The 16,794-nt window shown below is 73.5% G+C and carries 19 protein-coding genes; 9 read left to right on the top strand and 10 right to left on the bottom strand.

The genetic code is table 11. The features are described 5' to 3' along the window. Nucleotides 1-58: 58 nt before the first annotated feature. Both ACIQGV_RS06130 and ACIQGV_RS06125 read right to left on the bottom strand, forming a co-directional pair. Nucleotides 59-475, bottom strand: coding sequence for a DUF3037 domain-containing protein (locus tag ACIQGV_RS06130; protein WP_402492387.1), 417 nt, complete (start codon nt 473-475; stop codon nt 59-61). Nucleotides 476-504: 29 nt separating this feature from the next. Beyond that, nucleotides 505-1,260 (bottom strand): HipA family kinase, encoded by a 756-nt coding sequence (locus tag ACIQGV_RS06125; RefSeq protein WP_402491153.1) that lies wholly within the window; start codon nt 1,258-1,260, stop codon nt 505-507. Between the two features lie 158 nt (nt 1,261-1,418). Here ACIQGV_RS06125 and ACIQGV_RS06120 point away from each other — a divergent pair, with 158 nt between their 5' ends. Further along, complete coding sequence (locus tag ACIQGV_RS06120; protein WP_402491150.1) at nt 1,419-1,844, top strand: Rieske (2Fe-2S) protein; 426 nt, start codon at nt 1,419-1,421, stop codon at nt 1,842-1,844. A gap of 35 nt (nt 1,845-1,879) precedes the next feature. Here ACIQGV_RS06120 and ACIQGV_RS06115 read toward each other — a convergent pair whose 3' ends face one another. Continuing rightward, nucleotides 1,880-2,515 carry a cysteine hydrolase family protein gene (locus ACIQGV_RS06115; RefSeq protein WP_402491147.1) on the bottom strand — a complete coding sequence of 212 codons (636 nt, stop codon included), beginning with the start codon at nt 2,513-2,515 and terminating at the stop codon, nt 1,880-1,882. Nucleotides 2,516-2,641: 126 nt separating this feature from the next. Here ACIQGV_RS06115 and ACIQGV_RS06110 point away from each other — a divergent pair, with 126 nt between their 5' ends. Beyond that, on the top strand, nt 2,642-3,109 hold the full coding sequence (locus tag ACIQGV_RS06110) for a pyridoxamine 5'-phosphate oxidase family protein (protein ID WP_402491144.1): 468 nt from the start codon (nt 2,642-2,644) through the stop codon (nt 3,107-3,109). On the opposite strand, the gene ACIQGV_RS06105 is transcribed toward ACIQGV_RS06110, so the two are convergent. After that, nucleotides 3,072-4,031 carry a LysR family transcriptional regulator gene (locus ACIQGV_RS06105; RefSeq protein WP_402491142.1) on the bottom strand — a complete coding sequence of 320 codons (960 nt, stop codon included), beginning with the start codon at nt 4,029-4,031 and terminating at the stop codon, nt 3,072-3,074. The genes ACIQGV_RS06110 and ACIQGV_RS06105 overlap by 38 nt on opposite strands. Nucleotides 4,032-4,105: 74 nt before the next feature. On the opposite strand from ACIQGV_RS06105, the gene ACIQGV_RS06100 reads away from it, so the two are divergent. After that, complete coding sequence (locus ACIQGV_RS06100; protein ID WP_402491139.1) at nt 4,106-5,143, top strand: DMT family transporter; 1,038 nt, start codon at nt 4,106-4,108, stop codon at nt 5,141-5,143. A 376-nt stretch (nt 5,144-5,519) separates the two neighbouring features. On the opposite strand, the gene ACIQGV_RS06095 is transcribed toward ACIQGV_RS06100, so the two are convergent. Further along, nucleotides 5,520-6,851, bottom strand: a complete 1,332-nt coding sequence (locus ACIQGV_RS06095) for an aminotransferase class I/II-fold pyridoxal phosphate-dependent enzyme (RefSeq protein ID WP_402491136.1) — start codon at nt 6,849-6,851, stop codon at nt 5,520-5,522. Nucleotides 6,852-6,886: 35 nt separating this feature from the next. Here ACIQGV_RS06095 and ACIQGV_RS06090 point away from each other — a divergent pair, with 35 nt between their 5' ends. Then, nucleotides 6,887-7,570 carry a pyridoxamine 5'-phosphate oxidase family protein gene (locus tag ACIQGV_RS06090; protein WP_402491133.1) on the top strand — a complete coding sequence of 228 codons (684 nt, stop codon included), beginning with the start codon at nt 6,887-6,889 and terminating at the stop codon, nt 7,568-7,570. Further along, a complete protein-coding gene (locus tag ACIQGV_RS06085) occupies nt 7,570-8,202 on the top strand; it encodes an FMN-binding negative transcriptional regulator (protein WP_402491131.1) in 633 nt (210 codons plus the stop codon). Before ACIQGV_RS06090 ends, ACIQGV_RS06085 begins: the two co-directional genes overlap by 1 nt. 77 nt (nt 8,203-8,279) lie before the next feature. On the opposite strand, the gene ACIQGV_RS06080 is transcribed toward ACIQGV_RS06085, so the two are convergent. Further along, nucleotides 8,280-9,284 carry an EamA family transporter gene (locus ACIQGV_RS06080; protein ID WP_402491128.1) on the bottom strand — a complete coding sequence of 335 codons (1,005 nt, stop codon included), beginning with the start codon at nt 9,282-9,284 and terminating at the stop codon, nt 8,280-8,282. A 72-nt stretch (nt 9,285-9,356) separates the two neighbouring features. Beyond that, nucleotides 9,357-9,920 (bottom strand): Clp protease N-terminal domain-containing protein, encoded by a 564-nt coding sequence (locus ACIQGV_RS06075; RefSeq protein WP_402491126.1) that lies wholly within the window; start codon nt 9,918-9,920, stop codon nt 9,357-9,359. A gap of 322 nt (nt 9,921-10,242) precedes the next feature. Here ACIQGV_RS06075 and ACIQGV_RS06070 point away from each other — a divergent pair, with 322 nt between their 5' ends. Beyond that, nucleotides 10,243-10,671 carry an SRPBCC family protein gene (locus tag ACIQGV_RS06070; RefSeq protein ID WP_402491123.1) on the top strand — a complete coding sequence of 143 codons (429 nt, stop codon included), beginning with the start codon at nt 10,243-10,245 and terminating at the stop codon, nt 10,669-10,671. 90 nt (nt 10,672-10,761) lie between these two features. Here the strand turns inward: ACIQGV_RS06070 and ACIQGV_RS06065 are convergent, their stop codons facing one another. Next, complete coding sequence (locus ACIQGV_RS06065; protein WP_402491120.1) at nt 10,762-11,367, bottom strand: PadR family transcriptional regulator; 606 nt, start codon at nt 11,365-11,367, stop codon at nt 10,762-10,764. Between the two features lie 165 nt (nt 11,368-11,532). Between ACIQGV_RS06065 and ACIQGV_RS06060 the strand changes: the two genes are divergently transcribed. Beyond that, entirely contained in the window at nt 11,533-12,342 is an 810-nt protein-coding gene (locus ACIQGV_RS06060; protein WP_402491117.1) for a PhzF family phenazine biosynthesis protein, read from the top strand. 75 nt (nt 12,343-12,417) lie between these two features. Here ACIQGV_RS06060 and ACIQGV_RS06055 read toward each other — a convergent pair whose 3' ends face one another. Next, on the bottom strand, nt 12,418-13,218 hold the full coding sequence (locus ACIQGV_RS06055) for a CPBP family intramembrane glutamic endopeptidase (RefSeq protein WP_402491114.1): 801 nt from the start codon (nt 13,216-13,218) through the stop codon (nt 12,418-12,420). A gap of 171 nt (nt 13,219-13,389) precedes the next feature. After that, nucleotides 13,390-14,907 carry a glutamate--cysteine ligase gene (locus ACIQGV_RS06050; protein WP_402491111.1) on the bottom strand — a complete coding sequence of 506 codons (1,518 nt, stop codon included), beginning with the start codon at nt 14,905-14,907 and terminating at the stop codon, nt 13,390-13,392. 578 nt (nt 14,908-15,485) lie between these two features. On the opposite strand from ACIQGV_RS06050, the gene ACIQGV_RS06045 reads away from it, so the two are divergent. Together ACIQGV_RS06045 and ACIQGV_RS06040 are read left to right on the top strand one after the other, a co-directional pair. After that, the gene (locus ACIQGV_RS06045) at nt 15,486-16,073 is read left to right on the top strand and encodes a hypothetical protein (protein ID WP_402491108.1); all 588 of its coding nucleotides are present in this window, start codon (nt 15,486-15,488) and stop codon (nt 16,071-16,073) included. 383 nt (nt 16,074-16,456) lie between these two features. After that, nucleotides 16,457-16,663, top strand: a complete 207-nt coding sequence (locus tag ACIQGV_RS06040; protein ID WP_402491105.1) for a DUF5999 family protein — start codon at nt 16,457-16,459, stop codon at nt 16,661-16,663. Nucleotides 16,664-16,794 lie beyond the last annotated feature (131 nt).

The following is a 16,794-nucleotide window of genomic DNA, read 5'->3' as shown; positions in this document are numbered from 1 at the left end:
CCGGCCCCCCGGCCGAAGGCGGCGCCACCGCGCGCCCGGGCCGCCGGGAAGGGGCGCGTCACCTCACCAGGAGGTCCAGCAGGCGTTCCGTCTCGGCGCCGGGGTCGGTGGTGAGTCCGGTGTGGACCGGGCCCGGCTGGACGATCGTGGAGCGGGGGGCGACCAGCCAGCGGAAGCGGCGGCCCGGGTCGTCGCCCGCGGCCTGGCCCGCGGGGGCACCGCCGCCGCAGACGGCCTCCACGGCACGCAGCGCCGCCCGGATCCCGGCCGTGTCGGCCCTCGGGTCCAGGGCGAGCAGCCGGGACTCGTCGAGGTGGGTGCGGGCGCCGACGTACCCGCGGGCGCGGCAGTAGACCAGCACGCCCGCGTTGATGCACTCACCGCGTTCGACGCGCGGCACGACGCGCAGCAGGGCGTACTCGTACACGTCCCGGTCGCCGCCCTGTCCCGCCCGGGTGATGTGCCGTTCGGTCATGTGGCCCGCGACGTTGATGCGGCTGCTGCTCACTTGATCCCCTCGATGCGTTCGTGGACGACGGCCGCCCGGGCGACGAGCGGTTCGGCGTAGGCCCGCCGCAGCGCGTCGGCGGAGTCGAACCCGGGCTCGTCCGCCAGCCACGCCTCGGGGATCTCGGCGGTCACCTCGGCGAGCAGTTCCGGAGTGACCCTCGGTGCCAGTTCCGCGGCGGCCGCGGCCACGTCCGGCCCGAACACGGCGAGGGCGTGGTCGGAGGCGTCGTAGGGGCGGGCGGCGGAGGTGTGTGCGCCGGGCCAGTTGTGGTGCCAGATCATGGTCGCGCCGTGGTCGATGAGCCAGAGCTCGCCCCGCCGCATCAGCATGTTGGGGTTGCGCCAGGAGCGGTCGACGTTGTTCACGAGCGCGTCGAACCAGACGATCCGTCCGGCCTCCCCGGGATCCACGGCGAAGGCCAGCGGGTCGAAGCCGAGGGCGCCGGAGAGGAAGTCCATGCCCAGGTTGCTGCCGCCGCTGGACTTCAGCAGGTCCTGGACGTGCTGTTCGGGCTCCCCGAGCCCCAGGACCGGATCCAGCCCGACCGTCACCAGGCGCGGCACCCGGAAGCCGAGCCTGCGGGCGAGTTCGCCGGCGACGACCTCCGCCACGAGGGTCTTGCGGCCCTGGCTCGCGCCGGTGAACTTCAGGACGTAGGTCCCGAGGTCGTCGGCCTCCACCAGACCCGGCAGCGAGCCGCCCTCGCGCAACGGGGTGACGAACCGGGTCGCGGTGACTTCCTTCAGCATCGCCCCAGGTTACTGGGGCGTTCACGATCGCCCGGACGCGCCCCGGCGGGCCGCGCGGTACGTTCGGGTGACGGCGCGCGTGGCGGCTGAACGACTGTGCCGCACGAACCGTAACCCTTTACGGAGCCAGGCGACGACAGGTGAGGGGAACGGCAGTCATGAGCAGCGAATCGGTTCGTCCCGCGACGGGCCCGGCCCGGCGCACCGTGATCGCGGCGGCCGGGGCCGCGGGGGCCGTGGTGGCCCTGACCGCGTGCGGATCGGACGACGGCGACAGCGGGTCGGCGACGAGCACGGGCAGCGTGCTCGCCAAGACCTCGGACATCCCCGAGGGCGGCGGCAAGGTCTTCGCCGACGCGGGCGTGGTGGTCACCCAGCCCGCGGCGGGCGAGTTCAAGGCGTTCTCCTCCACGTGCACCCACCAGGGCTGCACGGTGAAGGACATCGCGGACGACATCATCCACTGCCCCTGTCACCTCAGCGAGTTCTCGGCGACGGACGGCAGCGTGAAGAAGGGCCCGGCGACCAAGCCGCTGCCGGCCAAGAAGATCACGGTGGAGGGCGGCAACATCACCCTGGTCTGACCGCATGCCCGCCTGAGCGCATGCCTGCATGCCCGTCAGCGCGGTTGCTCCAGGCATCCCAGCAGCTCGTCGGTGGTGACGAGGGTGGCCACCAGGGCGAGCGTGTGACGGATCATCGCGGCGGTGTACTCGGCGGGCACCCCGGCGACCGCGTCGGTGGGCACCACCGCGGTGTAGCCGAGGTTCACCGCGTCGAACACCGCGTTGGGCACGGCCACATTGGCCGAGACGCCCGCGACGACCAGGGTGCGGCAGCCGAGGCTGCGCAGCAGGGCGTCGACCTCCGTGCCGTGCACGGGTGACAGTCCGTGCAGCCGCGTCACGACGAGATCCTCCTCGGCCGGTTCGATCGGCGGGGCGATCCGGACCGCGGCGGAGCCGATGAGCTGCCGTACGGGCAGCCGCTCGGCGGCGCGGAACAAGCGCGCGTTACGGCCGGATCCCACACCGTCGGGCCGCCGCACGGCGACGGCGTGGATCACCCGTGCCCCGCTCGCACGGGCTCCCGCGACCAGCCTCGCCACATTGTCCAGGGCACCCGACTCCCGCGCCGCACGGGCGAGTTCGGGCAGGGCCGCGCCGGGTCCGACGACACCGCGCTGGCACTCCACGGTCAGCAGCACGGTGCGGGCGGGGTCCAGGATCTCGCGCAGTTCGGCGTACGACGGCATGGCTCCCCCTCGTCGGCGGTGCTGTCGGCTGCGGCCGGGCGGGGTGAGGGTAGCGACCGTTGCGTACGTACGGAAGACCGGCCATGCTCCTGTCACGTTCCGTCGACCACGCCTGCGGAGGCCCTCATGCCCGTCGTTCAGCGCCGCGGCCGGAAGATCATGATGACAGCGGAGGAGAGGGACGCCTTCCTCGCCGCCGAACGCACCTGCCGGGTGGCCACGGTCTCCGCCGACGGCGCCCCGCACGTCAGCCCCCTGTGGTTCGCCTGGGACGGCGACGCGCTGTGGCTGTACTCGATCACCCGCAGCAAGCGCTGGGCAGATCTGCGCCGTGACCCGCGCGTGGCGGTGACGGTCGACGCCGGGCACGAGTACGACGAACTGCGCGGTGTCGAGCTGACCGGCTCGGTCGAGTTCGTGGGCGAGGCGCCGCGCACGGGTGAGCCGCACCCCGGACTCGCCTCGGTGGAACGGCTGTTCGCCCGCAAGTACTTCGCCCTGGACGAGCTTCCGCACGACGGGCGGCACGCCTGGCTCCGGCTGGTGCCGGAGGCGGTCAGGTCGTGGGACTTCCGGAAGCTGGCGGCGCTGTAGTCCCGCAGGTCGCCGCGGCCGAACCGACCGACTCGCCCGCCGCCCGCAGCGCCCGTACCGCCGCCCGGATCGACGGCCTCCGGTCGGCGTCCGCGCGCCACACGACGTACACGTGCCGCCGCACACGCTGCCGCAGCGGCACGGTGACGACGCCCTCGGGCATCGGATGCCTGCCGAGCAACGGGGCGACGCACACCCCGAGGCCCGCGGCGACGAGCCCGAGCTGGGTGTGCGTCTCGCCCGCGCGGTGACCGACGATCGGCTCCACGCCCCGGGACCGCAGGGTGAACAGCAGCCACTCGTGGCAGAACTCGCCCTCGCCCCAGGTGATCCACTCGTCGTCCGCGAACTCCCCGAGGTCCACCTCGTCCCGGCCGGCGAGCCGGTGCCCGGCGGGCATCGCAACATCGGCCGGGTCGTCCAGCAGGGGCGCCTTGACCAGCCCGTCGGGCAGCGGCATCGGCTTGTTGTACCAGTCGAGCACCACGGCGAGGTCCAGATCGCCGCGCACCACGGCACGGATGCCGTTCTCCGGCTCCAGTTCGCACGAGCGGATCCGCAGTGCCGGGTGCTCGGCGCGCAGCGCGGCGAGCGCGGTGGGGAACAGCCCGCGCGCGGCCGTCGGGAACGCCGACAGCCTGAGCTCGCCGGCGACCTGTCCGCGCTGCGCCTCCAGATCGGACTGGGCGAGCTGCACCTGCGACAGGATGCGGGCCGCGTGCTCGGCCAGGAGCCGGCCCGCGTCCGTGAGCCGGACACCCCGCCCGTGCTTGGCGAGCAGCTGCTGCCCGACCTCCCGCTCCAGCTTGGCCATCTGCTGGGAGACGGCCGACGTGGTGATGTGCAGTCCCTCGGCGGCACCGCTGACCGAGCCGTGCCGGGCGAGGGCGTCGAGGGTGCGCAGACGCTCCAGGTTCAACATGTAAGTGATGCTACGAGATAATGTGCGCGAAATCTCGATTGTGCTACGAGATCATGCCCGGCATCGTGGACGGCATGACAACCGCCGCCGCACCCGCCCGCCCCCGCCTCGACTGGCGGCTCCGCTTCGCCGCGCTCTCGCTGATCTGGGGGTTCAGCTTCCTGCTCATCAAGGTGGGCACCGACGGCTACGCGCCCTTCCAGGTCACGCTCGGGCGTCTGGTCTTCGGTACGGCGGTCCTGGCGGCGGCGATGGCGGTCAGGCGGGAGCGGCTGCCGCGCACCCCGCGGACCTGGGTGCATCTGGCGGTCGCGGCGTTCCTGCTGAACGCGCTGCCGTTCTCGCTGTTCGCCTACTCGGAGCTGACGATCCCCTCCACCCTGGCGGGCATCTGCAACGCCACCTCGCCGCTGTGGGGGATGGCCCTGTCGCTGGTCGCCCTCTCCGAGGACCGGCCGAGCCGGCTGAGGGTCGCCGGCCTGGGCATCGGCTTCCTCGGGGTGCTGACGGTGCTCGGCGCCTGGCAGGGGTTCAGCGGCCTGGACGCCAGGGGCACGGCCATGGCTCTGCTGGCCTCGCTGAGCTACCCGGTCGGCTGGATCTACGTCCGTCGCACCCTGGCCGGGTCAGGGCACTCGCATCTGTCCCTGACCGGCGCGCAGCTGTTGCTCGCGACCCTGCAACTGGCCGTCGTCACGCCGCTGTTCACCTCGCTGCCGACGCGCTTCGCACCGGGTCCGCTGCTGGCGATCGCGGCGCTCGGCGCGCTCGGCACGGGCCTGGCGGTCCTCGTCCAGTACGGCCTGGTCGCGGAGGTCGGCCCGACGACGGCGCAGATGGTCACCTACTTCATCCCCGTGATCGCCACGGCCGCCGGTGTCGCGCTGCTCGGTGAGTCCCTGACCTGGTCGACACCCGTCGGCGCGGCGGTCGTCCTGGCCGGCGCGGCCCTCACCCAGGCCCGCCCCGGCCGGCGGACGCGGCGGGAACCGGCGGAACCGGCCGCGCCCGGCACCGAGACGGAGGCCCGGACCGGTGCCGACGCCGGTGCCGGCACCGGCACCGAGACACCTACCGGGACGGGCGACCGGGTCGAGCGCGTGCCCTCCTGAACCCGGGCCGGCCCCCGCACGGCCCTCCTGAACGCGGCCCGGCCCACCGAGCGGGGCCCGTCCGGCGAGTGAGCCCCGCCGGCCGAACCGGCGGCCACGGCCCGTCGGACGGGCAGCCCGGCTCACCGGACGGACCCCGCCCGCCGAACGGACAGCCCTCGCCCCCCGGACGAGACCTGTCCACCGGACCAGCCCCGGCCGCCGAACCAGCCCCGGCCGCCGGACGCGACCCCACCCGCCGAACGCGACCCCACCAGCCGGACGGGCCCGGTCCGCCGGGCGACCCCACCAGCCGGACGGGCCCGGTCCGCCGGGCGACCCCACCAGCCGGGCGGCTCCGGTCCGCCGGGCGGCTCCGGTCCGCCGGGCGGCTCCGTCAGACGTACCGCCGTGTCGGCGCCCGCCCCAGCGCCGCGGCGACCGCGTCCGCGAGTGGGCCGATGTCGTCCTCGGCCAGCCGTGAGACGGTGATCCGGATCCCGGGCGGCGACTTCATCCGGAACCGCGCTCCGGGTGCGACGGCCCAGCCGGCGTGCAGCAGCCGGGCGACGGCGCCCGTCTCGTCCGGCACCGGGATCCACACGTTCATGCCGCTGGCCCCGTGCGCGGCGATCCCGCGCTCGGCCAGTGCCTCGATCAGCGCGCCCCTGCGCCGCCCGTACCGTGCCGCCACGGCCGCCGAGTCGACCGCTCCGTCGGCCACCAGCCGCACCACCACACGCTGGGCGATCCTGCTGACCCAGCCGATCCCCAGCCGCTGCCGCCCGCGGACCCGGTCGAGCGTGAGCGCGTCGCCGGTGAGCACGGCGAGACGCAGATCCGGGCCGAGGGCCTTGGCCTCCGAGCGCACGAAGGCCCAGCTGAGGGTCGTGCCGGCCAGCGGATGCAGCGGCAGGTCGGCGAAGCGGTGGCCGTGGTCGTCCTCGATCAGCAGGGTGTCCGGATGCTCGCGGAGCACGGCCCGCAGGGCACGCGCGCGCGAGGCCGACACCGCCGCGCCGGACGGGTTCTGCGCACGGCAGGTGACGATCAGGGCGCGGGCCCCCGCCGCGAGGGCCGCGGCCACGTCGTCGGGCAGCGGACCCTCGTCGTCGACGCCGACGGGGTGCGTGCGCAGCCCGAGCGCCGGGACGAGGTCGAGGAGGCTGCCCCAGCCGGGGTCCTCCACCGCGACGGCGTCACCGGCCCTCAGATGGGCCCCCAGCACCCGCTCGACGGCGTCCAGCGCCCCCGAGGTGACGGCCACCGGCCCGTCCGGCACCCCGTCGGCGTCCAGCCCGGCCCGGGCGAGGCGGGCCAGCTCCGGTTCCACGGCCTCGTCGCCGTACAGGACCGGCTCCCGGTCGCCGTGCGCCGCCGCCTCGGCGAAGGCGGGGGCCAGCGGCGGCAGCAGCGCCGGGTCCGGGTTGCCGTCCGAGACGTCGCGCACGCCCTCGGGCACGTCGACCCGGAGCTGCTCGCGCCCGGTGGTGGCGGGCTTGGACCGCACCCTGCTGCCGCGGCGGCCGTGCGTCTCGATGACACCGCGTTCGCGCAGGGTGCGGTAGGCGGCCGCGACCGTGTTGGGGTTCACCCCGAGCCGGTCGGCCAGCTCACGCATGGGCGGCAGCAGATGCCCCGGTTCCAGCTCGCCCGCGGCCACCGCCTGCTCGACGCTGGCGGAAATCTCGGCTGCACGCCGCCCCTTGATCGGATACTCTCCTAGCACAAACCAAATTATGCACTAGTGCAATGGAGAACGCCATGCAGGGGACCCCGCAGCCGACGGCACCCGCCGCCTACACGCCGACCGAGCGCACGGTCCCCACCCGGTCCGCCGAACGGGCCGCCTACGACAAGGAGGTGGTGCACGCGATACTCGACGAGGGCTACGTCTGCCACCTCGGCTTCGTCCGCGACGGCGCCCCGGTGGTCCTGCCCACGCTGTACGGCCGGGTTGGCGAGCGGCTCTACGTCCACGGCTCGACGGGCTCGCGCCCGCTGCGGATGACCGGGAAGACCGACCCGGGGCTGCCGGTGTGCCTGACCGTGACCCATGTCGACGGCCTGGTGCTGGCGCGCTCCGCCTTCCACCACTCGATCAACTACCGCTCGGTCGTCGTGCACGGCGTCGCCCACGACGTGACCGACCCGGAGGAGAAGCGCGCCGCGCTCGACGCGCTGGTCGACCACGTGGTCCCGGGCCGGGCCGCCGACTCCCGCCCCGCGAACAAGAAGGAACTCGCCGCCACCGCGGTCATCAGCCTGGACCTGGACGAGGTCTCCGCCAAGATCCGCACGGGTGGCGTGAACGAGGAGCCGGAGGACTACGCCCTCCCCCACTGGGCCGGGGTCGTCCCGCTGCGCAAGGGCTACGACACCCCGCTCCCGGACGCCCGGCTGGCCGAGGGCACCGCCCTCCCGCCCTATCTCGTCCAGGCGCTGTGATGCTGATCCACCCCTGGGACGCGCCCCGCGACGACGCCGAGTGGCAGAGCTGGCTGGCCGTGCACGACTTCGGGCAGCTCGTCGTCAACGGGCTGCCCGGCGAGCCTCCGTACCTCCAGCCGCTGCACTTCGCCTACGACGCCGGGCGGGGAGAGGCCGTGACCCATCTGGCCCGCCCGAACCCGCTCTGGGCCGCGCTGGAGGCGGACCCGGACGTCGTGCTGGGCGTCGTCGACGACTACGTCTACGTCCCCGGCCCCTGGCAGGCCGCCCCGGGCACCCCGCCCGAGCACGGCACGCCGACCAGCCTCTACGCGGCCGTCCAGCTGCGCTGCCGCGCACAGGTCGTGGACGATCCCGCGGAGAAGGCCGAGCTGCTGAACCGGCAGATGGGGCACTTCCAGCCCGAGGGCGGCTCGGCCCGCGCGGCGGCCGGCGAGGCACCGTACGGCCGGCTGCTGTCCGGCATCCGCGGGCTGCGCCTGGAGGTGACGGGGGTGCGCGCGAAGTTCAAGTACGCCGGGAGCAAGGTGCCGGAGGTCCAGGACCGTATCGCGGACCGGCTCGCCGAACGCGGCGGCCCCGGGGACGCGGCCGCGCGCGAGCATCTGCTCCGCCGCCGCCCCGCATGACCGGGCCGGGCGGGCCCGCACGGGGGTGGGGCCCGCCCGGCCGGAACCGGACGAGGCCCCACGGCCCCTGAAGCCTCCTACGAGGCCACCCGCCGCCCGTCCCGCTCACGCTCCGGCTCACCGCTCGCCACCGCTTCGGCGGACCCCTTCGCCGGGGCCGAGGACTGGGCGATGAACGCACCCACCAGGACGACCGCGCCGCCGGCGATCTGCGGGGCCGACAGGTGCTCGCCCAGCAGCACCCATGCCAGCACGGTGGCGATGACCGCCTCCAGACACGCGACCACCCCGGCGACCTGCGGCGACAGCCGGCGCACCGCGAGCACCCCGGTGACGTAGGCGACGACCGTGGCGACCAGCACGATCCACGCCAGCAGCGCCAGGGCCGGTACGCCGGTGCCGTCCATGTCGGCGGAACCGCCCAGCACGGACCAGTCCATGCCCCACGGCCGGGCCACGACCGTCAGGACCGCCGCGCCGATCAGCAGCCCGTAGGCGATGACGCCGAGCGGGTCCGGCGCGTCCTCGCCGGAGTCGCTGCCCTGGTCGGACAGGACGAAGTAGCCCACCTGGCAGCAGGCGGCCCCCAGCGCCAGCAGCAGACCGAGCGCGTCGAAGCCCAGCCCGGCCCACACCTCGACCACACAGGCGAGGCCGCCGACCGCGAGCACCACGCCCAGGGCCGCCGCACGGGTCACGGGCCGGCGCTGCACGAACCGCACCCAGCCGAGGACGAGCGCGGGGGCGAGATACTCCACGAGCAGCGCGACACCCACCGGGACGCGCGAGATGGCCGCGAAGTAGCACGCCTGCACACCGGCCACCGCGAGCAGGCCGAACCCGGCGAGCAGCGCGGGACGGCGGCGCAGCAGCGCGCGACGGCGCACCGCGAGCGGCAGCATCACCAGGGCCGCGCCGGCCACCCTCAGCCACACCACGTGCAGCGGGTCCAGGCCCGCCTCGATCAACGGCTTGGCCGCGACTCCGGACCCGCCGAAGGCGACCGCCGAGCCGAGCGCGAGACCGAGCCCGACGCCCTTCCCGCGACCGCCCGCACTGCTGTTCGTCGTATGCACCGGCACATGATGACAGGCGACGACATGAGCGTCACCCCGGATGACACCTGTCTCGCCGTACGGACGCCGCCGCCCGCCTCAGGTGGCGGGCTCGCCGCTGCCGCTGTCCGCGTACCGCCCGGATCCGCGCGGCCGGCTCTCGACGCGCAGGAACAGCTCGCCGGAGTCGATCCCGGCCCGGGTGAGCACCTCGACGGCACGCGCCTGCGGATCGGCCACGACGGCGGCGAGCAGGTCGAGGCCGCGGGCCCGTTCGTCGCCGAACCGCGCGGCCCGCGCGCGTGCGCGCTCCAACGCGGCCGAGGCGAGCGGCGAGTAGCCCTCGGCGCCGCTCACCGCCGGGACGGCGCCGGAGTCCTCCACGGTGCTCTGCCAGCGCAGTCCGTAGCCGATGCTGCGCTGGACCAGATAGCCGAGCAGCCGGGCGACCTGCGCCTCGCCCTCGAAGGCGGCGCAGACGTCGGGGCACTCCAGCAGCGAGTGCAGCACATGGGCGGTGTCGATCTGGCGGTCCCCGTCCCGCACGGCTCTCCTGCGGGCACCCGCCAGCACCGCCGCGAGCTCGGCGCTCAGCCCGGCATCGGCGTCGGCGCGGGGGCCGACCTGGTCACCGGTCGACTGCCGGGGAATACGGGGTCGCACAGTCTCCACCCCATCAGCCCGTACCGCCGAGGTCATCCCCGGCTGGGAGCATTCCCGCGTCCCACGGGGAGTGGAGACGGGCGGCCCGATCTCCTCCTCGGGGATGAGATCAGGCCGCACCCCCGAAAGAGGCGCGCGCCGACTTGCCTCACCCGCGGACGGCCGTCAGGCATGCACCCCTCGTCTCCGCCGGGACCGGCCGAGGCGGACCGGGTCCGGCCCTCGCGGCGCATCTGGCGGCTCGTCAGTATTGAAGGTTCGCGTCCTCGGGGCTACGTTCCGCGGCACCGCAGCCCGACACGGAGCACGAAGAGGTGGTCGCATGGCCGAAGTCAGCGCTCAGGCACGGATCGAGGCACCGGCGGAGAAGGTGTGGGCGCGGCTCACCGACTGGTCCGCCCACGGCGAGTGGAACGTGACGCACACCGGCTTCCCGGCGGGCGGGCCCGAGCCCCTGGCGGTGGGCGCTACGTTCACCGAGAACATGAAGCTGATGGGCTTCCCCGCCGAGGTCGAGTGGACGGTCGAGGAACTGGAACCCGCCCGTCTGCTGGCCGTCCGCGGCAAGGGCCCGATGGCCGTCGACCTCGCCACGCGCTACACCCTCAGCCCGGCGGGCGAGGCCACCTCGCTGCGGATCGACGGGGCGTTCACGGGCGCGGCGGTCTCTCTCATGGCGGGCCGCCTCAGGGACTCGGCGACGGCGGCCCTGGAGGAGTCGCTGCGCAAGCTGGGCGCCCTGGTGGCCTGAGGGCACGTTCCGCGCACGCGCGCAAGGCGCCCCGCGGCGGACCGCGGGGCGCCCCGGGCTCCGTGGAAGGCGCCCTGCGCCGAGGAGAGGTCAGTCCTCGTCGGCGAGGATGAGGTACAGCTTCCTGCGGGCCTCGTTGACGACTCCGAGCGCCTTCTCCCGCTGTTCCTTGCTGCCGGTCTTCCAGACCTGCCCGAATGCCTCCATCAGACCGAACCCGGCCTGCCGGATCTCACCGAGGGCCTCCCAGTCGACCCCGCGCCCGGCCTCCTCCCAGGGCGCGTCGGGGCCTTCCTCGGCCGCGGCACGGCCGGCCTCGGTGAGGGAGAACAGCTTCTTGCCGCCCTCGCTCTCACTGACGATCAGGCCCTCGTCCTCCAGCAGCTGAAGGGTCGGGTAGACCGACCCCGGGCTGGGCCGCCAGGCCCCGCCGCTGCGCTCGGCGATCTCCTGGATCATCTCGTAGCCGTGCATCGGCCGGTCCCTGAGCAGGGCGAGGATCGAGGCCCGGACATCTCCGCGCCGCGCCCTCCCCCGCGGACCTCCGCGCCCGCGGCCGCCCCAGGGACCGGGACCGAAGCCGGGACCGAATCCAGGACCCCCGCCGGGGCCGCCGGGCCCGAACGGACCGAAGGCCGCCCGCTGCCCCTCGAAGCCACGCCGGCCATGTCCACGCTCGAATCCGTGCCTACGCATCGCACTCACTCCACTCCATCGTTGATCTGTCGCGATGCTTCAACGATATATCGGAATAGCTCGTACGACAATCCCCGTCCACGGCTCCCTCCGTCCGGCACCCGGTCCAGTGCCTGCGGATTGGCATTGGCCTGCGGCTTCGCGGCCCGTCTAACGTTCACGATCATGCGGATTCGAATCGTCGACGCCTTCACCGACCGCCCCTTCACGGGCAACCCGGCCGGAGTCCTGCTGCTGGACACCTTCCCGGCCGACGAGCGGCTCCAGAACATCGCGACGGAGGTGAACCACGCCGAGACGGCCTTCGCCCACCGCCTCCCCGAGGGCGGCGACGCGGACTGGGCGCTGCGCTGGTTCACTCCCGTCACCGAGGTCGCGATGTGCGGCCACGCCACCCTCGCCACGGCGCATGTGCTGTACACCACCGGCGCCCACGAGGGCCCGGTGCGGTTCGCCACCCGCAGCGGCGTCCTCGTCGCGACGCCCGGCGAGGACGGCTGGATCACCCTGGACTTCCCGACCGCCCCGCTCACCCGGGTCGACGTCCCGGACGGCATCGCCGAGGCCCTCGGCGCCCAGCCGCTGAGCGCCTACGACACCGGGCCGAACGTCGGCGACCTGCTCGTCGAACTGCCCGACGCCAGGACCGTCCACGGTCTGCGCCCCGACCACCGGGCCCTGACCCGCCACTCCTCGCGCGGCATCATCGCCACCGCCCCCACCGGGGATCCCGCCCTCGGCCACGACTTCGTCTCGCGCTGTTTCTTCCCCAACGTCGGCATCGACGAGGACCCGGTCACCGGCAGCGCCCACACCGCCCTCGCCCCGTTCTGGTCCGAGCGCCTCGGCCGCACCGAACTGACCGGTCTGCAGGCATCGCCCCGCTCCGGTCTGGTCCGCACCCGCCTCCAGGGCGAGCGCACCCTGCTGACCGGCCGCGCGGTCACGGTGATCGACGGCGAGCTGCTCGCCTGAGACACGCGAACCCGCCGGGACACACGAGAAGGGGCGTACGACGGTCTCGTACGCCCCTTCTCACGCGTCCCGGCCCTACGCGGTCGGCAGCCAGTCCACCCGGCCCGCCAGCAGCCCGTATCCGACGAACGCCCCGATGTCGAGCAGCGAGTGCGCCACGACCAGCGGGCCGACCCGGCCCCAGCGCCGGTACAGCCAGACGAACACCACGCCCATCACCATGTTGCCGATGAAGCCGCCGATGCCCTGGTAGAGGTGGTACGAGCCGCGCAGCACGGAGCTGGCCATCAGCGCGCTGCCCGGCGACCAGCCCAACTGGTGCAGCCTGCGCAGCAGATAGCCGACCACGATGACCTCTTCGACGACGGCGTTCTGCACGGCCGACAGGATCAGCACCGGGTACTTCCACCACACGTCCGGCAGGGCCTCGGGCACCACGGTGAGGTTGAAGCCGAGGCCGCGCGCGGCGAGATAGAAGGCGATGCCGGTGCTGCCGATCACCGCCGCGACCGCCGCGCCGCGGCCCAGGTCGGGCCAGGGCCGGGTGCGGTCGAAGCCGAGGGTGCGCAGGCTCCGCCCCTCACGCAGCAGGAAGTGCGCGACGAGCGCGACCGGCACGAGGGCCGAGGCGATGCCGAACAGCTGCCAGGCCAGGTCCAGCCAGGGGCGGCCGGGCGCGGCCGAGGCGTTGAGCGTGGCCGCCTGGTCCTTCAGGCCGCCGGGCCGGGTGACCGACCCGGCGAAGCTGATCAGCGCCGACACACCGCTCGCACCGAGCGAGAGGGCCAGCACGAGCAGCGTCTCGTCCCGGAGGATCCGCCGGGACAGTCCCTCCCCCGCCATCGGTCCGTCCGCCGATCCCGCTTCCGCCCGCACCCCGGCCTCCCGCCGCTCGCCCGCACCTCGCCCCCCATCATCACCTGCCGGGAAGGCGGCAGACGCCGCGGGGCCCGCACACGGCAGGAGCCCTCCCGCACGGCGCAGGAAGGCTCCTCACCACAGGAGGACCCGGATCGGACCCCGGGCCGGTACGTCAGGGGAGTCCGCTCACGCGGACGGTGCCGGTTCCGGCAGGCCCACGGGCCAGGTGTGGACGGGCTCGTCCCGATGCATCAGCTCGGTGTAGCGACGCGTCGTCGCGGCCAGCGCCTCGGGCCGGCTCAGCCCCGCCTCCAGGGCCGTGCGGAACGTCGCGGCCTGCCAGGACGCGCCGTTGACGCGGCGGCGGCAGCGCTCGTCGATCACTCCCAGGTACCGGTCGCGGTCGGCGGGCTCCACCCCCCACGCGTCCAGCCCGGCCTCGGCCAGCGGCAGCAGTTCCTCGCGGACGAGGGTGACGGCGTCGACCTCCCCGATCCCGCCGTAGCGGCCCCGCCGCGGCCAGCGGAAGCGGGCGTCGATGCCGAGCCGGCAGGCGGCGTCGAAGTTGGCCTCCGCCGTCGCGAACGGCATCCGGGTCCACACCGGCCGGGACTCCTCGGCCAGCGACCGCACCAGCCCGTAGTAGAAGGCGGCGTTGGCGACGACGTCGGTGACGGTCGGCCCCGCGGGCAGTACCCGGTTCTCCACCCGCAGGTGCGGGACGCCGTCGGCGATGCCGTAGACCGGCCGGTTCCAGCGGTAGACCGTGCCGTTGTGCAGCACCAGTTCCGCGAGGCTCGGGACGCCGCCGGCGTCGAGCACCTCCAGCGGGTCCTCGTCGTCGCAGATCGGCAGCAGCGCCGGGAAGAAGCGCAGGTTCTCCTCGAACAGCTCGTACGCCGAGTTCACCCAGCGCTCGCCGAACCAGGTGCGCGGCCGCACGCCCTGCGCCTGGAGCTCCGGCGGCCGTGTGTCGGTGGACTGCAGGAACAGCGGCGGGCGCGACTCGCGCCACAGCTCCCGGCCGAACAGGAAGGGCGAGTTGGCGCCGACGGCTATCTGCGCCGCGCAGGCCACCTGGGCGGCGTTCCACACGTCGGAGAACCGGGCCGGTGTCACCTGGAGGTGCAACTGCACGGACGTACAGGCCGCTTCGGGCACGATCGACCTGGAGGTGCAGGTCAGACGCTCCACCCCGTCGATGTCGAGCTCGAAGTCCTCACCGCGGGCGGCGACTATCTGGTCGTTGAGCAAGGTGTAGCGGTCCGACGCGGAGAGGTTCGACGACACGAGGTCGTCACGGTCGAGGGTGGGCAGAATGCCGATCATCACGATTCCGGCGTCGAGTTCCGCCGCTTTCCTGTGTGCATATGCCAGACCGGTGCGCAACTCCTCGGCCAGCCGATCGAATACCCGGCCGCCGAGCCGGTGCGGCGCAATGTTCACCTCAAGGTTGAACGTGGCGAGTTCCGTCTGGAAATCACGGCTCGCGATCCGCTCCAGGACTTGCGCATTCAACATTCTCGGCATGCCGTCGGACCCGGCGAGATTCAATTCGATCTCCAGACCCACGAGGTTCTTCGGCCGATCGAACCGCTTCTCCTCCAGGAGCCGCTCCAGCCCCCTCAGGCATCGCCGGAGCTTGTCGCGGTAGCGCTGCCGATCGGACAGGTCCAGCGCACCTGCCACGACCTTCTCCCCCATCGAAGCGTCCCTCCTCGGATGGGCGGGCCGCGGAACCGGCCGCCTGGGTCCTGGGTCAGGGAGGATGATGCCCAGCCCGAGCGATCCATAACGCCCACACGGCCGCTCTCCCGCCGCTACTCTGGTAACACGTGTCGCAGTGCGGCCGATGGCACATTCCACGGGCACACGGCGCTCCCCGGATTTTCGTCCACTCGCGACTCGTGAAAAACGCCGACGAGAACTGGCCGACCGCGCCGCACACGGAGCCCGAGGTCAAAGCCCTGTGACGCATCCGCCGCCGGTATCATCCCCGCATACCGGCAACCCCGTCCACGGCCGAATTGCTCCTTGCCGAACTTCCCGGTAACAGCTAGACGAAACACATACCAAACACTTGTCGTATAAACTCCGCGAGCAAGGCAGAGAAGGTTGGCGCCCGCGGTCGAACGGCCTGCCGTCGAGCCGACATCAGGCGAAACCGCCCACCCTTTCGTCACGGACCCCGGCCTCCGCCTCTCTGACCTCGTGAGCAGACAGCGCCGTCCGCCCCCGCCATCGCGCCACCCTGCCTGTCGTCGAATGAGAGGCGACCCACCATGCCGCTGCATGTCCCCCCGGCTCCCGCGCCCGCCCTGCGCACGGTTCTCACGGCACTCGGTTCCCCCACCGCGGTCCGCGAGGCTCCGACCCCGTCCCTGCGCACCGCCCAGGGACCCGTGGCACCCGAAATGCCCCTGCCCGTGCATGTCCTGGACGGGATCGCCGCCGAGGGCACGCCCGCCACCCGGCTCGCCGGCTGGCGCTTCACGATCGTCAGCGGCGACCGCGCGCTGGCCGCCGCCGAGACCCGGCTCACGCCCGACGGCTGGGCGTTCGCACACTTCTTCGAAGGCCCGTACATCGCCTCGACCGAACGCGCCCTGCGCCATGCCGAGACACTGCCGCAGGCGTACCAGCCGCGCCTGCTGTCCGTGCCCGGCCTGTACATGCTGACCCTGTGGCTGCACGCCGACTGCGCCGCCGACGGATCGGCGGGCGGCTTCAAGCCCGCGGACCTGCTCGTCCCCCTGGCCCCGGCCCCGCCCGGGATCGCCTCCCACCGCCCCCACCCCGTCGCCGAGTTGCTCCCGGTGCTCACCCGCAGGGTCACCCCGGCCGTGCCGCTCCTCGGCTCACCCGCCTGAGCCACCCGCACCGAACGGCCCCGCCGCACCCGTCCGTGCCGCGGGGCCGTCCGTCGTCCACGGGCGGCGGCTTGCCCACTCGTACGAGCGATTTGCCGCTCCTACGAGCCCGTCGGCCATGCCCACCCGTCCGGACTAGGCATTTGTGGCCACCACGAACCACCCGAAAGGACAGTCCAGTTGAGGTGAACCGTCCGCGTGGGTGAGCGCGTCCTGAACCTGTGAGAAGCGGTGCTGTGAAATCCCTGCGGATCGACGCCCGTGGGGCAACACTTGGTTCGACCGACTTATCACAACGGGGGGCGGCCATGAACGAGGCTTCACGCCGCGAGACAGGCACCACAGCGATCACACCCACCACGACAGAGCGAAAGATCCCACCCATGTGCCAGCACCAGCCATCGTGTCCTTCAGCCGACTCCGCCGACCGGGAATCCGCCCGACTCGTGGCGGCCCACCCCGAGCAGGGATGGAGCCTGCTGTGCAACGGCGTCGTCGCCTTCGAGGACACCGGTGAGCTCCTGCCGGACGGCCAGGTCATCGCCCCGCACCGCCCGCTGGACGCCAGCAGGGTCGTGACGGCCGCCTGACACCACCGGACGCCCGCACCGCCCGGCACGGACCGGGCGCGCGACGCCCGACGCACGAAGGGGCCGGCTCGCTGCGAACCCGCCGCGAACCGGCCCCGAAGCATGTCCGCCCCCGGTCACCGCGCGTATCC

It is taken from the genome of Streptomyces sp. NPDC093094 (assembly GCF_044754345.1).
Taxonomy (GTDB): domain Bacteria; phylum Actinomycetota; class Actinomycetes; order Streptomycetales; family Streptomycetaceae; genus Streptomyces.
The sequence above is the reverse complement of the archived record's forward strand: the minus strand, read 5'-3'. Positions and strand labels throughout refer to the sequence as shown.

Bases quoted from the DNA above. Each gene is read 5' to 3' on its own strand.
- ACIQGV_RS06130 (WP_402492387.1), bottom strand. From the start codon at position 475: ATGACCGAACGGCACATCACCCGGGCGGGACAGGGCGGCGACCGGGAC.
- ACIQGV_RS06125 (WP_402491153.1), bottom strand. From the start codon at position 1,260: ATGCTGAAGGAAGTCACCGCGACCCGGTTCGTCACCCCGTTGCGCGAG.
- ACIQGV_RS06120 (WP_402491150.1), top strand. From the start codon at position 1,419: ATGAGCAGCGAATCGGTTCGTCCCGCGACGGGCCCGGCCCGGCGCACC.
- ACIQGV_RS06115 (WP_402491147.1), bottom strand. From the start codon at position 2,515: ATGCCGTCGTACGCCGAACTGCGCGAGATCCTGGACCCCGCCCGCACC.
- ACIQGV_RS06110 (WP_402491144.1), top strand. From the start codon at position 2,642: ATGCCCGTCGTTCAGCGCCGCGGCCGGAAGATCATGATGACAGCGGAG.
- ACIQGV_RS06105 (WP_402491142.1), bottom strand. From the start codon at position 4,031: ATGTTGAACCTGGAGCGTCTGCGCACCCTCGACGCCCTCGCCCGGCAC.
- ACIQGV_RS06100 (WP_402491139.1), top strand. From the start codon at position 4,106: ATGACAACCGCCGCCGCACCCGCCCGCCCCCGCCTCGACTGGCGGCTC.
- ACIQGV_RS06090 (WP_402491133.1), top strand. From the start codon at position 6,887: ATGCAGGGGACCCCGCAGCCGACGGCACCCGCCGCCTACACGCCGACC.
- ACIQGV_RS06085 (WP_402491131.1), top strand. From the start codon at position 7,570: ATGCTGATCCACCCCTGGGACGCGCCCCGCGACGACGCCGAGTGGCAG.
- ACIQGV_RS06070 (WP_402491123.1), top strand. From the start codon at position 10,243: ATGGCCGAAGTCAGCGCTCAGGCACGGATCGAGGCACCGGCGGAGAAG.
- ACIQGV_RS06065 (WP_402491120.1), bottom strand. From the start codon at position 11,367: ATGCGTAGGCACGGATTCGAGCGTGGACATGGCCGGCGTGGCTTCGAG.
- ACIQGV_RS06060 (WP_402491117.1), top strand. From the start codon at position 11,533: ATGCGGATTCGAATCGTCGACGCCTTCACCGACCGCCCCTTCACGGGC.
- ACIQGV_RS06050 (WP_402491111.1), bottom strand. From the start codon at position 14,907: ATGGGGGAGAAGGTCGTGGCAGGTGCGCTGGACCTGTCCGATCGGCAG.
- ACIQGV_RS06045 (WP_402491108.1), top strand. From the start codon at position 15,486: ATGCCGCTGCATGTCCCCCCGGCTCCCGCGCCCGCCCTGCGCACGGTT.
- ACIQGV_RS06040 (WP_402491105.1), top strand. From the start codon at position 16,457: ATGTGCCAGCACCAGCCATCGTGTCCTTCAGCCGACTCCGCCGACCGG.